Annotated in this window: 9 protein-coding genes and 2 rRNA genes; 9 read left to right on the top strand and 2 right to left on the bottom strand. The window is 60.9% G+C overall.

Annotation, left to right across the window (positions count from 1 at the left end; genetic code table 11):
* Both rrf (ACYP2Q_RS30505) and rrf (ACYP2Q_RS30500) read left to right on the top strand, forming a co-directional pair.
* Positions 1 to 102, top strand: a 5S ribosomal RNA gene (gene rrf / locus ACYP2Q_RS30505); the annotation flags it as partial.
* A 108-nt stretch (positions 103 to 210) separates the two neighbouring features.
* Positions 211 to 326: ribosomal RNA gene (rrf, locus tag ACYP2Q_RS30500) — 5S ribosomal RNA — on the top strand.
* A 105-nt stretch (positions 327 to 431) separates the two neighbouring features.
* Here the strand turns inward: rrf (ACYP2Q_RS30500) and ACYP2Q_RS30495 are convergent.
* Complete coding sequence (locus ACYP2Q_RS30495) at positions 432 to 1,139, bottom strand: GntR family transcriptional regulator (protein WP_459733894.1); 708 nt, start codon at positions 1,137 to 1,139, stop codon at positions 432 to 434.
* 196 nt (positions 1,140 to 1,335) lie between these two features.
* Between ACYP2Q_RS30495 and lapG the strand changes: the two genes are divergently transcribed.
* Positions 1,336 to 2,028: a cysteine protease LapG gene (lapG, locus tag ACYP2Q_RS30490; protein WP_459733893.1), complete on the top strand. Its 693-nt coding sequence runs from the start codon at positions 1,336 to 1,338 to the stop codon at positions 2,026 to 2,028.
* A gap of 14 nt (positions 2,029 to 2,042) precedes the next feature.
* Positions 2,043 to 3,989 carry a cyclic di-GMP receptor LapD gene (lapD, locus tag ACYP2Q_RS30485; RefSeq protein WP_459733892.1) on the top strand — a complete coding sequence of 649 codons (1,947 nt, stop codon included), beginning with the start codon at positions 2,043 to 2,045 and terminating at the stop codon, positions 3,987 to 3,989.
* Between the two features lie 74 nt (positions 3,990 to 4,063).
* Here lapD and ACYP2Q_RS30480 read toward each other — a convergent pair whose 3' ends face one another.
* On the bottom strand, positions 4,064 to 4,429 hold the full coding sequence (locus tag ACYP2Q_RS30480; protein ID WP_459733891.1) for a tryptophan synthase subunit beta: 366 nt from the start codon (positions 4,427 to 4,429) through the stop codon (positions 4,064 to 4,066).
* Positions 4,430 to 5,007: 578 nt separating this feature from the next.
* Here ACYP2Q_RS30480 and bcsQ point away from each other — a divergent pair.
* The 5 genes from bcsQ to ACYP2Q_RS30455 are packed head-to-tail and all read left to right on the top strand — an operon-like array spanning position 5,008 to position 15,769.
* Positions 5,008 to 6,123, top strand: coding sequence for a cellulose biosynthesis protein BcsQ (gene bcsQ / locus ACYP2Q_RS30475; RefSeq protein ID WP_459733890.1), 1,116 nt, complete (start codon positions 5,008 to 5,010; stop codon positions 6,121 to 6,123).
* Positions 6,120 to 8,342 carry a UDP-forming cellulose synthase catalytic subunit gene (gene bcsA, locus ACYP2Q_RS30470; protein ID WP_459733889.1) on the top strand — a complete coding sequence of 741 codons (2,223 nt, stop codon included), beginning with the start codon at positions 6,120 to 6,122 and terminating at the stop codon, positions 8,340 to 8,342. Before bcsQ ends, bcsA begins: the two co-directional genes overlap by 4 nt.
* Entirely contained in the window at positions 8,342 to 10,615 is a 2,274-nt protein-coding gene (gene bcsB / locus ACYP2Q_RS30465) for a cellulose biosynthesis cyclic di-GMP-binding regulatory protein BcsB (protein WP_459733888.1), read from the top strand. The genes bcsA and bcsB overlap by 1 nt, the downstream gene beginning before the upstream one ends.
* A 7-nt stretch (positions 10,616 to 10,622) precedes the next feature.
* Positions 10,623 to 11,864, top strand: coding sequence for a cellulose synthase complex periplasmic endoglucanase BcsZ (gene bcsZ, locus ACYP2Q_RS30460; RefSeq protein ID WP_459733887.1), 1,242 nt, complete (start codon positions 10,623 to 10,625; stop codon positions 11,862 to 11,864).
* Positions 11,840 to 15,769, top strand: a complete 3,930-nt coding sequence (locus tag ACYP2Q_RS30455) for a cellulose synthase subunit BcsC-related outer membrane protein (RefSeq protein WP_459733886.1) — start codon at positions 11,840 to 11,842, stop codon at positions 15,767 to 15,769. The genes bcsZ and ACYP2Q_RS30455 overlap by 25 nt, the downstream gene beginning before the upstream one ends.
* The last annotated feature ends 12 nt before the right edge of the window (positions 15,770 to 15,781 follow it).

Raw genomic sequence — 15,781 nt, 5'->3', positions numbered from 1 at the left:
AGCGTTGGAACCACCTGATCCCATCCCGAACTCAGAAGTGAAACGATGCATCGCCGATGGTAGTGTGGGGTTTCCCCATGTGAGAGTAGGTCATCGTCAAGATTAAATTCCGAAACCCCTATCTGCGTATGCAGGTAGGGGTTTTGTCTTTTAGTAGAAACATCAAGAATTCGCTGGCACGTCGTTACGACGCATCGGCACACAGAATTTCTTGACGACCATAGAGCGTTGGAACCACCTGATCCCATCCCGAACTCAGAAGTGAAACGATGCATCGCCGATGGTAGTGTGGGGTTTCCCCATGTGAGAGTAGGTCATCGTCAAGATTGAATTCCGAAACCCCTGTCTGCTAGCGCAGACAGGGGTTTTGTCGTTTTAGACTGCCAAAAACCGTAAAGGAATCCCTGGCAGAAGGCCTGCCACTGCCTTTTCTACGAGGTTTTTCTATTCTTGGCTTCTGGACTGGCGAGGTACCGGGTGATGACCTCGACCCCGCGATTGAGATGGTTTACCAGCAATCGCACCGATCCTTCGACATCCCGCGCTTCGGCGGCCCGCCACATGGCCCGGTGATCTTCCTGGGACAACTTGCCCAGGCCCATCGCTTCGAGATTGAAGCGCAGGAAGCGCTCTTCTTCGTTCAGCCCGTCCTCCACCAGTTTCAGCAACCGGCGATTGGTTGCCCTGCTGTAGAGCGACATATGGAAGAGGCGATTGAGCCGGCCAATTTCGGTGTAGTCCTGTTCCGTCTCCAGCTCGTCAATATAGCGCGCGGCCTGTTCGAGATCCGCCGACTCAAGCAGCGGCACCGACAGGCGCAATGCTTCGGACTCCAGCAAAATTCGCAGGGCATAGGTTTCCACGGCATCGCCCTGGACCAGCGGGGCAACTACGGCGCCTTTATGGGCAACCACGTTGAGCAATGCCTGGGCTTCCAGTTGACGCAACGCTTCGCGCACAGGCATGCGGCTGACACCGAAGAGATCAGCCAGGTCCTGCTGGCGCAGAGCGATGCCACACGGCAGGCGACCGTCCAGGATGGCCGAGCGCAAGGTTTCTTCGATAACCGAGCGCGCCAGGTGCGCCGCAATGGGACCGTTGACCTTGATGCTGCTGAGAGGGTTGGGTTTTTGTGTCACTACAACGCACCCTGATTGACTGAATTATTTTTGGATCCAACTGACACTAGAGACTGCCTGACGGCTTGTCAAACGCCCGACAGAGCGCCTCTTCCTTAGTTTAGCGTGCAGTCAGTGATCTCAGTGTGCCATTGTTTTTTCCCGAGCTAACCTACACCATCAACCGATTCCACCTGACTACCCTGGATGCCTCGCCTTGGCGGTACGTTTTCCGATATCCCGGATGTTGCGCCGGTCGTGTGGCGCCTTGCTGCTGGCCGGTGTGCTGCTGGGTGGTGTGCAGGCCGATTGGGACTTTTCCCTGATCAGCCGTCGGGCGCAGGCATTGTACGGACCTTTGGGTGAAGGTCAGCAGCGCATCGATGCGTGGCAGCACGTGTTGGCGACGCAGAATCAGGTTGGCGAACTGGACCAGCTCAACGTCATCAACCGTTTCTTCAACAAACAATTGCGCTACGTCGAAGACATCGACCTATGGCGCCAGGTCGATTACTGGGAAACACCCGTTGAAGCCCTGTGGAAAGGCGCCGGTGACTGCGAAGACTACGCGATCGCCAAATATTTCAGTCTGCGCCACCTTGGCGTTTCCAGTGACAAACTGCGCATCACCTACGTAAAGGCGCTGAGCCTGAATCGCGCGCACATGGTGCTGACTTACTACTCAACCCCGGACGCCGAGCCACTGGTTCTCGACAGCCTTATCGACGCGATCAGGCCGGCCAGCCAGAGAAAGGATTTGCTGCCGGTCTACGCTTTCAATGCAGAAGGGTTGTGGTTACCGGGGGCCAAGGGCAATCAGAAGGTCGGGGACACCAAGCGTCTGTCCCGTTGGCAGGATGTGCTGAAAAAAATGCAGGCCGAAGGATTCCCGGTCGAGACGACCAACTAGGAGCACGCCCACAGATGTCTTTGTTCAAACAGCTTTTGATCGCTATCTGTCTGTTCCTGGTCGTCGCCTTCACCGGCAGCTTCATGGTCAGCCTGGAAAGCTCGCGCTCCCAATACGTCAACCAGCTACGTTCCCACGCCCAGGACGGCGCGACGGCGCTGGCGCTGTCACTGACGCCGAATATCGACGACCCGGCGATGACCGAATTGCTGGTCAGCTCGATCTTTGACAGCGGTTATTACTCCAGCATCCGTGTGGTCGACTTATCCAATGACAAGACTCTGGTCGAACGCAGCGGCATTCCGACCGATACCCGGGTGCCTGACTGGTTCGTCAAGCTGATTGGCCTGGAGCCCGCCGGTGGCGATGCCATAGTCAGTCGCGGCTGGGAACAGGCCGCACGGGTCGAGGTGGTCAGTCACCCGATGTTCGCACTGGCCAAGTTGTGGCAGAGCGCGTTGGGCAGCCTGGGCTGGTTGCTGTTCTGTGGCGTGGTCAGCGCGATATTGGGCGCGCTGTTGCTGCGTCGGCAATTAAAGCCCCTCGATTATATGGTCCAGCAGTCCCACGCCATTGCCCGCCGCGAGTTTCTCAGCCTGCCGCAGTTGCCGCGTACGCCGGAATTGCGTCGCGTGGTGCAGGCCATGAACCAGATGGTCGAGAAGCTCAAGGCGCTGTTTCAGGAGCAGGCCGAACGCAGTGAAAAGCTGCGGGTCGAGTCCTATCAGGACAACCTGACCGGCTTGGCCAATCGACGTTACTTCGAGATGCAACTGAACGCACGGGTGAGCAATCCCGAGCTGGCCAGTTCCGGTTACTTGCTGCTGTTGCGGGTCAAGGATCTGGCTGGGTTGAACCAGCGGCTGGGTGGCCAGCGCACGGATGCATTGCTCCAGGCGGTTGGCGAGCAGCTGTCCCGCGAGTGCGCCAGATACCCTGAAACAAATAACCTGGTCACACGGATTCGTGGCGGCGAATTCGCTGTTCTGGCCCCAGGCCTGGTGCGTGAGGAAGCGGTGCAACTGGCGAAGCACCTCGACATGGCCCTGGCCAGCCTGCACGCGACCGGCGCTACTGACGTCGCCTCCGTAGCGGCGATCGGGCTGGCGCCGTTTATTCATGGCGATGCCCCGCAAGCCGTGCTCGGGCTGGCGGATCAGGCTTTGGCGCAAGCCGAAGGCCAGGCCGATTCGAACTGGGTCTGCCTGCATCACAGTACCTTGGTCGGTGTCGGCGACGACCATCATGCCTGGCACAACCTGCTGGATCAGGCCTTGGAGCAGCGACGTTTCAAGTTGTTTTTCCAACCCGTGGTGGCCAGTCAGGACACGCAGCTGATACTGCACCACAAAGTGCTTTCCCGACTGATCGACGACCAGGGCCAGAGCATCCCTGCCGGACGTTTCCTGCCGTGGCTGGAGCGGTTCGGCTGGGCGGCGCGCCTGGATCGGCTGATGCTGGAGCTGGTGCTGGAGCAGATGGACTCACACGAAGAGTCGCTGGCGCTGAACCTGTCGTCCGCCACCCTGGATAACCCGCAAGCGTTGACTGCGCTCTTCGACACGCTGCGCTCTCACTCCAATCTGGGACCCCGACTGACCCTGGAAATCGGCGAAGAGCAATTGCCACAGCAAGCCAGTCTCGAAGCGCTGACGCGGCGCTTGCGAGACCTCGGGTTCTCCTTGAGCCTGCAGCATTTCGGTGGGCGCTTCAGCATGATCGGCAACCTGGCGCGGTTGGGTCTGGCGTACTTGAAGATCGACGGCAGCTACATCCGTGCGATTGATCAGGAGCGCGACAAACACCTGTTCATCGAAGCCGTCCAGCGCGCGGCCCATAGTATCGATCTGCCGTTGATTGCCGAACGGGTGGAGACGCAAGGGGAGTTGGCGGTGATTCGCGAGATGGGCGTGTACGGCGTTCAGGGCCGGTTGGTGGGTGAGCCCAGGCCTTGGGATTAGGGTATCGCAAAGATCGCAGCCTTCGCACAGCGGTAGCTGGCAAAGGCTGCGATCTTTTTGCAGCTTCCCGGGTTTCAGATAAACCCTGCCTCATCATCCTCAACCAGATTACTCAACCCACCCAACGCCTCACGCGCCTGGAAGCGGTCCATGAGTTTGGTCTGCGCGGGCTCTGGCAGGTCAGTAACGAGAATCACGCCTTTGCTGATCAGCACGGCGATCAAGTCATCGAGTACCCGGATCATTTCCAGGTCGCTCTGGCGCAGTTGCTTGAGCTGTTTGATTTGCAGCAGTTGTTTGTGGCTGGTGGCCATGACTTCATTGGCGAACCAGGCCTGGAGGTCAGGGTGGTCGGCCGGCAGCGTTTCCGTGGATTCGGCGTAGGCTTCGGCTTCCACGCGCAGCAGTCGGCCGTCTGTATTGCGGTGCACGTAGAACATCAAGCATCCCCCCAGAAGTGAACAGCGTCATGCTGTCAGCAGCATAGTCAACGTCGCGCCAGTAGAGGGCGCTCGCCATACCCCTGGCGTCAAAAAATGCACGTGCAGCCGTCCCGGGCAGTTCGTTAGCGGCCAGATCATCACCAAGTAAGAACTAAGATATTGATTTAAAACATATATGTTTGAGTTCGAATTAAACATGCTTGTAACCATAGTTCATATGGTCCGTGAATTGCTTTGTTTAGTTGGCGGTAACAGATTGCCGCCCATCTACTGGGCTGCCATCTGGCGCAAATCATGTGCGCATGGGCAGTGCTTGCTGGATAATCTCGCGCCGCCGTTCGGGGGCTTGTATTTAGTAGCTTGCGTTGCAGTTCGGCTGTCGGGATTGCGCAGGATGCGCCAAATAAAAAAAACCGTTTTTCGTCAATTTTATGGCGATAAAAAAGGTTTTTTTAATCGCTTTCAACTATTACAATTGCACCATTCAAAATATTGACGATCTCATTTTGATGGCTGCCTCGATGAACCCTCGAGCTACATGCTCCCTTATGTGCCAGCGCCTCGGATAGTTTTTTATGAATCGTACAGACGATATATCGAACCTATTCAACAGGTTCGGGGCAAGTGCGGACAGTTATCTCGAGTTCGGCAGCCATTTCGACTACAAGGAAAAACCGTTGACGCTGGTGGCGACTGCGCCAGAGCCTACGCCAGTAGTTGCAGTCGACCAGTTGATTGAGCAACGCGATAGCGCTGCGGCCGATACGCTGCACGCGGATACCCCGCAGCCTGCTGCACCACTTCGTCACTTGCTGGCCGAAGTCGCGCTGGCACGTCAGGCCGAAGCGCAAGCCCGTAATCAAGAGGCTCTGCGCCAGGCGCTGCCCCATGGTCGTCCGGCCAAGACCAAGGCGCATGTCATTGCGGTGGTATCGGCCAAGGGTGGCGTTGGCAAAAGCACGCTCGCTGCTGCGCTGACCACCGCGTTGCGTCTGGAGGGCGGACGGACACTGGCCATTGACCTCGATCCGCAAAATGCCCTGCAACACCACATGGGTGCCGAGCCGGATGTGGCAGGAATGGCGTACGCCAGCCTCAAGGGTGAGAACTGGAAGTCACTGCTGCTGGCCGACGCTGTGGGTTCGTTACTGCTGCCCTACGGCTCGGTGACCGAGGACGAGCGCCGTACGCTGGAGCGCTATCTGGAAAACGATCGTTACTGGCTGGCCAGCCAGTTGGCGAGCATGGACCTGTGCGAAAACGATGTGGTGATTCTCGACACGCCAACGGGTCGCACGCCCTACCTGACGCAGGCCTTGATGGTGGCTGATCAGGTGCTGGTCGTCGCAACCGCCGATGCGGCCTGTTTCGTCACGCTGGACCCGATGGAGCGTTTGCTGGAAGAACGCGGAGCTCGGGACCAGGCGCCGCTGTGCAATTATGTGATCAATCAGTTCGACACAGATCGCCTGTTCTGCCGGGACATGCACGAAGTGCTCAAGCGCCGCCTCGGTTCGCGGCTGCTGGGTGTCGTGGCGCTCGATCATGCCATTGGCGAAGCCCTGGCCTATGGTGAAAACCCGCTGCTGCAAGCCGAGTCGTCCCAGGCTTGCCGCGACATGCTGATGCTGAGTGACAGGCTCAAGACGCAGTTACAAGCCACGGCCGTTGCAGAGTCATACGCGTCGTGATCAACACCACCGCTCCAGATGCGGGCGCCCCATCCCGTTCGCAGCGTTGGGCACAATCGCTTTCCGATCGCCTGGACAGCCTGCCAGTGGCGTTGCGTCGGGCGCTGACCGTCAGCGTGATGCTGTTCTGCGGCCTGTTGGCGCTGTTCATCATCACGGTGCCGTTCGACCTGTATTCGCAGTGCTTCTTTGCCCTCGGCTGCTTCATCGCTGCGATGGTACTGCGCAAGATTCCCGGGCGCCTGAACGTGCTGATGCTCATCGCACTGTCACTGACCGCTTCCCTGCGCTACCTGTACTGGCGACTCACTTCCACCCTCGGGTTCGAGGGCTGGGTCGACATGCTGTTCGGCTACGGCCTGGTCCTGGCCGAGCTGTACGCGATGATCGTGCTGGTGTTCGGCTATGTGCAAACCGCCTGGCCGCTGCGCCGCAAACCGGTATTGATGAGCGGACCGCCGAGCGAGTGGCCGACGGTCGATGTGTTCATCCCGTCGTACAACGAAACCCTCGACATCGTCAAGGTCACCATCTTCGCCGCCCAGGCCATCGACTGGCCCCAGGACAAACTGCGCGTGCATGTGCTGGACGACGGTCGCCGCGAAGACTTCCGCGAGTTCTGCGAACAGATCGGCGTGAATTACATCGTTCGTGACAACAACCGCCACGCCAAGGCCGGCAACCTGAACGAGGCGCTCAAGGTCACCAGTGGTGAGTTCGTGACCATTTTCGACGCCGACCACGTGCCGACCCGTTCTTTCCTCCAGGTGTGTGTCGGCTGGTTCATCAAGGACCCGAAGCTGGCGATGCTGCAAACGCCGCACTTCTTTTTCTCGCCGGACCCCTTCGAGAAAAACCTCGATACCTTCCGTTCCGTGCCGAACGAAGGCGAGTTGTTCTACGGTCTGGTGCAGGACGGAAACGACCTGTGGAACGCGACGTTCTTCTGCGGCTCGTGTGCAGTGATCCGTCGTGCACCTTTGCTGGAGGTCGGTGGCGTGGCCGTCGAGACCGTCACCGAAGATGCCCACACCGCGCTCAAGCTCAATCGCGCCGGTTATAACACCGCGTACCTGGCCATTCCCCAGGCCGCGGGCCTGGCAACGGAAAGCCTGTCGCGCCACATCAGCCAGCGGATTCGCTGGGCACGGGGTATGGCGCAAATCTTCCGCACCGACAACCCGCTCCTCGGCAAGGGCCTGAGCATGGGTCAGCGCCTGTGTTACCTGAACGCGATGCTGCACTTTTTCTACGGGCTGCCGCGTCTGGCGTTCCTGACCGCGCCGCTGGCGTTCCTGTTTTTCGATGCACAGATTTTCCACGCCTCGGCGTTGATGATCACCGCGTACGTACTGCCGCACATTCTTCACGCCAGCCTGACCAACTCCAGTATCCAGGGACGGTTCCGCCATTCGTTCTGGAACGAGGTCTACGAGACGGTGCTGGCCTGGTACATCATGGGCCCGGTTCTGATGGCGCTGGTCAACCCCAAGTTCGGCGGCTTCAACGTGACCGACAAGGGCGGAGTGATCGATAAGAAGTACTTCGAATGGAAACTGGCCCGGCCGTACATCGTGCTGTTGATCCTCAACGCCGCTGGCCTGATCTATGGCGGCATGCGCCTGATGGAGGGTGCCGAAGGCGCCACGACCACGATCCTGATCAACCTGGCGTGGACCGTCTACAACCTCATCATCACCAGCGCCTCGGTGGCGGTGGCCAGCGAAACTCGTCAGGTGCGTTCCGAACCACGGGTGGCGGCGGTCCTGCCGATGCGCTTGACCCGTGCCGATGGCACGGTGATCGAGGGCGTGACCCAGGACTTCTCGCAAAAAGGCCTGGGCTTCCGCTTGCCTGATGGCATCGAGATTCCCAAGGGCGAGCGGGTGAAGATTTCGCTGTTTCGCAAGCAACAGCTGAGCGTGCTCCCGGCCGTCATCGTATTCAGTCGCGGGGATCTGTTGGGGGCGCAATTCGACCAGTTGACCTTGCGCCAGCAAAGCGAGCTGATACGGCTGACATTCTCCCGCGCCGACACTTGGGCCTCGACCTGGGGCAATGGCCAGGTCGATACGCCCCTGGCCGCCTTGCGCGATGTCAGCGGCATTGCACTTCGCGGTATCTACGAACTCTTCAAAGCAACGGTCATGGAAGTGCGGAACCTTTTCCGTCGTCGCCACGTCTCCCCGTCCACCCTGGAAAATGTTTTGGACAAGTGATGAACTCGAAGTCTTTCGCTTTCGGTAGCCTGAGCGCGCCGCGCCGCGCCTTGGTACGCATGACGTGCGCCTTGCTTGCAATGGGTGGCGGCGCGACGGCATTCGCCGAGACCGTGCCAGTGGATGCGGCGCCGGGTGCCAACAGCTACAGCGTGACGCTCAAGCAACTGGGCCGCAATTATCCAATGAGCCTGCGGGGCGTGGAATCTACCGACAGCGTCAACTTCGATGTGCGTGCCGATTCCATCGTGACCGGCGCCAGGCTGAAACTGCAATACACCTATTCGCCGGCGTTGTTGGCCGAACTGTCGCAGATCAACGTCATCGTCAACGATGAAGTGGCCGCAAGCCTGCCGTTGCCCAAGGAAAACGCCGGTCAACTGCAAACCCACGAAGTCACCATCCCGCCGCAGTTGATTACCGAGTTCAACCGCTTGAGCCTGCAATTCGTCGGTCACTACACCATGAGTTGCGAAGACCCCACGCATTCCAGCCTGTGGGCGAAAATCAGCAACGCCACCGAGCTGAGCATCGAAGTGTCGCCGCTGGCGCTGCCGAACGATCTGTCGATCTTGCCGTTGCCATTCTTCGACCGTCGCGATGCGCGCACCCTGGGCCTGCCATTCGTGTTCGCCACAGCGCCCGACAATGCCACCCTGGAAGCGGCTGGCGCCCTGTCGTCGTGGTTCGGCGCCCAGGCCAGTTACCGCGGGGCGAAGTTCTCTACGCGTCTCAACCAGATCCCGACCCACGGCAATGCCGTGGTGCTGCTCAGCGGGCCCGATGCGTTGCAGGTCGACGGGCTGAGCCTGCCGGCGGCCAAGGGCCCGACCCTGAGCTTGATGGCCAACCCCAATGACGAGAATGGCAAGTTGCTGGTAATCAGCGGCCGCGATGCCGCCGAACTCAAGACGGCGACTACCGCGCTGGTGCTCGGCAGTCAGGCGCTGTCGGGCAGCAGCGTGGTGATCGATCGACTCGACAGCGTGCAGCCGCGCAAGCCTTACGATGCCCCGAACTGGCTGCCGAGCGATCGCCCGGTCAAGCTCGGCGAGCTGCTGCCGGCCAAGCAATTCAACGTATCGGGCTACAACCCGGGCGACATCACCGTACCGTTGAATTTCCCGCCGGACCTGTTCACCTGGCGTGATGAAGGTGCGCCGCTGAACGTGAAATACCGCTACACGCCGCAAGAGAAGTCGAGCAATTCCTCGTTCATCGTCAGCTTCAACGATGGCTTGATCCAATCACAGAACCTGCTGCCCCAGGACAAGCTCGAAAATAGCGTATTGAAAGCCCTGAAGCTCAACGACGACAGCCTCAACCGCGAAACCCGCGTGCGCCTGCCGTTGAATTCGGTGGCCCTGCAATCGCGCCTGCAACTGCGCTTCATGTTCGACTACATCAAGCAGGGTGAATGTGGCGACATCATCATCGACAACATGCGCGGCAGCATCGATCCGGAATCGACCCTGGACCTGAGCGGCTACGACCACTTCATGGCCATGCCGAACCTCGGCGTGTTCAAGGACGCAGGCTTCCCGTTCACCCGTCTGGCTGATCTGTCGCAGACCGCCTTGATCCTGCCGGACAACGCTGGCGCTGCCGAGCTGGATGCCTACTTGACCGTGCTCGGTCGCTTCGGCCAGTCCACCGGCTATCCGGCCACTGGCGTGGTGGTGACGCAAGCGGCGCAGGTTCAGGCAGTAGCGGATAGAGACTTGCTGGTGTTCGCTTCCGGCAACAACCAGCCATTGCTGACCCAGTGGGCCGATCGCCTGCCGGCGACCGATGGCGGCGACCAACAGAGCTTTCACCTGTCTGACTTGCCAATGCGCGTACGCGACTGGTTCAGTCCCGACCCGGAAGCGAACCAGCGCAAGGCGCGATTGGCCATGGCCTTCTCCGGCGGCGCTCGCAGCACTTACCTGACCGGATTCGAATCGCCGCTCAAAAACGGTCGCAGCGTCGTGGTGATCGCCAGCGGACAGCCGCAAGGCCTGGCCGAGGCGACCAATGCCCTGATCGGCGGCGAGGATTACACCCAGTCGATCCAGGGCAGCCTGGTGGTGGTGCGCGGCAAGACCATCGAGCCACTGTTGGCGGACGAGCAGTACTACGTCGGCGAACTGGGCCCGTTCAAACGCCTTGAATGGATGCTCTCGCGTCATGTCGGTTTGACGCTGCTGCTGACCGGCCTCGGTGTGGTGCTGCTCAGTTGTGTGGCCTATGTGGCGCTGCGCTCGCGTGCCAAACAGCGGTTGGGCGACTGAGCAAACCATGAAAAACCACAGGATCCCTGGATGTAATTCTGCCCACGAGCCCCGCTGGCGCCGGGCCGTGCTTTGGCTGGCTGGCACGCTGGCGACCTTGAGCCTGACACCGGCCATGGCTGACGAGGCCGCATGCAAAAGTGTCGATTGGCCGCTGTGGCAAACCTATGCCACGCGTTTCGTGCAGAACGACGGTCGCCTGCTGGAGTCCAGCGTCGAAGCCAATCACAGCACCTCAGAAGGCCAGTCCTACGGCATGCTGTTTGCGCTGATTGGCAATGACCGCGAGCGTTTCGATGCCTTGTGGAAGTGGACCGCCGCCAACATGGCCGGCGCCGATGCCGGCAACCGTCTGCCAGGGTGGTTGTGGGGGCAGGGCAAGGACGGCAAATGGCAGTTGCAAGACGCCAACTCGGCGTCCGATTCGGACCTTTGGATCGTTTACTCGCTGCTGGAAGCGGCGCGGCTGTGGCAGCGCCCGGACTACCGCGAAGACGCCCTGCGCATGCTCGGGAACATTGAAACCAACTTGGTGGTGAGCCTGCCGGGGCTGGGCAAAATAATCCTGCCCGGCCCCGAAGGTTTCATTCAGCCCGATCACCTGTGGCGCCTGAATCCGAGCTATTTGCCGCTGCCGTTGCTGCGCCGACTGGCCAAGGAATCACCGAGTGGGCCGTGGAAGGAAATCGCCGAAAACACCGTAAAAATGGTCAGTGCCTCCAGCCCGAAAGGTTATGTGGCGGACTGGATCGGCTATCGCGCCACCGCGCCGAAAGCCGGTCTGTTTGTGGTTGATCCGGTCAAAGGCGAGCTGGGCAGTTATGACGCTATTCGCGTCTACTTGTGGGCCGGCATGACGCCCACGACCGACCCGTTGGCGGCACAGCTGCTGGCACGCCTGGACGGCATGTCGAACAGCACGGCATCCACTGGCATTCCTCCGGAAAAGGTCCAGGTCATCAGCGGTGCGCTCGAAGGCCAGGGCCCGTTCGGGTACTCTGCTGCCCTGATTCCGTACTTCCAGGCCAAAGGTCAACCCTGGCTGGCCGAGCAGCAGCAACGTCGGGTCGAGACGGCTTTGAATGCGGCGCTTGCCAAAGCCGATCACGAACGTGTCGAACCGCTGTACTACAACGCCATGCTTAGTCTGTTCGCACTCGGCTGGGCAGAAAAACGCTACCAGTTTCGTGATGACGGAACGCTCAAACTGACTTGGGAGACGTCATGCACCCGCGCCGTCACACGCTAGCCATCGGTATTCTCGCCGCCCTCATCGGCACCACCGCCCTCGCCGAAACCAGCGATGCGCAAATGCGTCTGGTGGAGCAGGGCCAGTATTGGCAGGCCCGGGATAACGCTGCACGTGCGTCAGAAGCCTGGGAGAAAGTGCTGCGCCTGGACCCCAACCAGATCGACGCGCTGTATGGCATGGGCCTGATCGGCGTCAAACAGGATAAACCGCAACAGGCGCAACAGTATCTGGCGCGCTTGCAGGCATTGTCGCCACGGCCCTGGCAGGCCGCGCAACTCGAGCAGGACATCGCCCTGACCGACCCGCAGAATATTGCCCTGCTGGATGAAGCCCGGCGACTGGCCGACGGCGACCAGCGTGACAAGGCGACCGAAGTGTTCCGCCAATTGTTTGCCGGCCGCACGCCTGAAGGCAAGATCGGTCGCGAGTTCTACACCAACCTGGCGTTCAACGATGCCGGCTGGCCCGAAGCGCGCAAAGGCCTTGAGCGCTTGCTGCGGGAAACGCCGAATGACTCGATTGTCGCGCTGTTCCTGGCCAAGCATCTGGTACGTCATGAAGACAGCCGCCCGGAAGGCATCCGGGCTCTTGCCAAACTGTCGACGCGTACCGATATCGCGGGGGACGCCGATGAGAGCTGGCGCCTGGCGCTGGTTTGGATGGGGCCGCCGAATGCCTCGCAGGTGCCGTTGTTCGATGACTTCCTGAAAGTACATCCCGACGACCAGGAAATCCGCGACCTGCTCAACAAAGGCCAGTCGCAGTCGACCACCGCCGGTGCTTCGGGCTGGCGGCAAGATCCGCTGGTGGCACGAGGGCTGCAAGCGCTGGAGAAGGGTGAGCGGGCCGGCGCCGAACAAGCCTTCGCCTCCCGCCTGAAAAGCAAACCCGACGACGCCGATGCCCTGGGTGGCCTCGGCGTGGTGCGTCAGCAACAAAACCGTTTCGGCGAAGCCGAGCAGTTGCTCAACCGGGCCATCGCCAATGGCGGCACACGCTGGAAGCCAGCGTTGGATAACGTGCGTTATTGGGCGCTGCTGCAACAGGCCCGCGACCAGGCCCGGACGCAGCCGGCCAAGGCACAAGCCAGCATTGCCCAGGCTATGCGCCTGAACCCGAATGGTGTCGATGCGCGCCTGGCGCTGGCCGACATTCAGGCCCAGGCCGGGCAACTGGACGCGGCGCAGGCCAACTATCGCCAGGTGCTGAATGTGCAGCGCGGTAACCCGCAGGCCGTTCAAGGCCTGGTCAATGTGCTGTCGCAGACCGGCCAGGCCGATGAAGCCCTGCGCCTGCTCGATACCTTGACTCCGGCCCAGCAGGCCGAGATGGGTGGCGGCGCTCGCCTGCGTGCCTTGCGTTCTACACAAGCGGCCAAACTGGCCGAACAGCGAGGTGACAACCGCTCCGCGCAACAAGCCCTGGCGCAAGCCGTGCAGGACGACCCGGACAACGTCTGGACCCGTTTCGACCTGGCGCGCCTATACCTCAAGGCTGGCGAGCCGCAAAAGGCTCGCGACCTGATCGACAGCTATCTGAAAAGCCATCCGACCAACATCGACGCGCTCTACACCAGTGCCTTGCTTTCGGTGGAAATGGAGCAGTGGAACGCCGCGCAAGCGAGCATCAGCCGTATACCGGCCGAGCGCCGCACCGTGGACATGAATCAGTTGGCCGACCAGATCACCCTCACGGTGCAGATCAAACTGGCGGCGAGCATCGCCAAGCGTGGCCAACGCCAGGAAGCCCTGGCCTTGCTCGATCGCTTGCTGCCCGTGGCCAGCCGCACGCCTGACGGCATGGCGACCCTTGCCGCAGCCTATGTCGATGCCGGCGACTCGGTGCATGCGCAACAAATGATGCGCGACGTCATCGCCCAGACGCCGACGCCGTCCGCGGAACTGATGCTGCAATACGCCCACCTGTTGCTCAAGACCGGCGACGATGCCCAGGTCAACTCGATCCTGCGCGGCTTGCAAAACCAGCCGATGAGCGTGGCCACGCGCAAACGCTACGATGACCTGCTGTATCAGTATCGCATTCGCCAAGCCGATATCCTTCGTGAAAATGGCGATCTGGCGGCCGCCTACGACACGTTGGCACCGGCGCTGGCTTCGCGTCCGGGGGACGCGGGCGCCGTCTCGGCACTGGCGCGTATGTATGCCAGCAATGGCGACAATGCCAAAGCGTTCGAGCTATACAAGCCGTTGTTGCAGCGTCAGCCCAACGACCCGCAGATTTTACTGAATGCCGCTGACGCGGCGGTTCAGGCCCACGACAATGGCTACGCCGAGCGTGCGCTGGAACAGTTTCTGAAACTGGAAACCTACGATCCGCAATCGCTGACCGAAGCGGCGCGGATCTACCGCCGCATGGGCAAATCCAGCCAGGCCACCGAGTTGCTGCGCAAGGCGGTTGCCATTGAGCAGAACGAGCAGAAGCGCAGCCTGACGGCCCAGGCCAATAGCCTGAACGTCGCAGCGAACCCGTTCGTGGGTTTACCGGGCCAGCGCAACCAGGTGAGCCGCGCACCGATAGACGCGATCCCCGCCCCGGCGCAGGCGCAGCTTGAGGTGGCCGCGCCGGTTGTGGTCGCTAGCAATGCGGCACTGCCGGCCGATGCCTATCCGGGCCAGGCCCAGCCACGCATGGCGGACGCTGGTGCGCGAACCCAGGCGTTGCCGGCGGGGCGCTTTGCCGGTGCCGGCGGTAACCCCTTCGCGCCTCAGGCCACGGTCAATGTCGCGGTGGACCAAACCAGTTCCGCCCAGCGCGCGCTGGACAATATCCTGCAGGAGCGCAGCGGCTACGTGACCCAGGGCGTCACCATCCGTAGCAACGACAGTGAGTCGGGCATGAGCAAAATGACCGACGTTGAAACACCGCTGGAGATCAACGTGCCGTCGGGCGAGAACCGCTACGCCGTGCGAGTGACCCCGGTATCGCTGAATGCCGGCAGTGTCGACAGCGATTCGGCCGGCCGTTTCGGCGGTGGGTCATCCGCCGACGGCGCCGGTTCCCAGCGAGACAAAGGCGTTGGCCTGAGCGTGGCCTATGCCCGCCCGGATGAAGGCATCAAGGCCGATGTCGGCACCACCCCAATCGGCTTCAAGTACAGCACCGCCGCCGGTGGCGTAAGCGTGGACCGGCCGTTCGCCGACAACTCGAACGTGCGCTATGGCGTCAGTGTTTCCAGGCGTCCGGTGACGGACAGCGTGACCTCGTTCGCCGGCACCACCGACGACCGTACCGGCCAGTCGTGGGGCGGCGTGACGGCCAACGGCGGGCGGGCTCAGCTCAGCTATGACGATCAGCAAGTCGGCACCTACGGCTACGGTTCGTGGCACAAGTTGCTCGGTCACAACGTCGAATCCAACAGCCGCACCGAACTGGGCGGCGGCGTGTACTGGTATCTGCAAAACGCCGAAGACAGCAAGCTGACTTTGGGCCTGAGTGCCACCGGCCTGAGCTTCGAGAACAACCAGGACTTCTTCACATACGGCCATGGCGGTTACTTCAGCCCTCAAAGCTACTTCGCCCTGGGCGTTCCGGTGACCTGGGCGCAGCGCACCGACCGATTCTCCTATCAGGTCAAGGGCTCGGTGGGCGTGCAGTACTTCGATCAGGACGCGGCGGATTACTTTCCGAACGACAAAGATCTGCAAGCTGCCAACAACCAGCGCTACAAAGGCCAGAACAAGACCGGCGTGGGCTACAGCCTGAGTGGTGCTGGCGAATACAAATTCGGTTCGAACTTTTTCCTGGGTGGCAATCTCGGCCTGGACAACGCTCAGGACTACAAGCAATTCACTGGGGCCATGTACCTGCGTTACATGTTCGAAAACATGGACGGCTCGATGGAGCTGCCGGTCAGCCCTTACCGCTCCCCTTATTCCAACTGATTCCTGGAGACT

The organism is Pseudomonas sp. MHK4, from assembly GCF_054600775.1.
The sequence above is the reverse complement of the archived record's forward strand: the minus strand, read 5'-3'. Positions and strand labels throughout refer to the sequence as shown.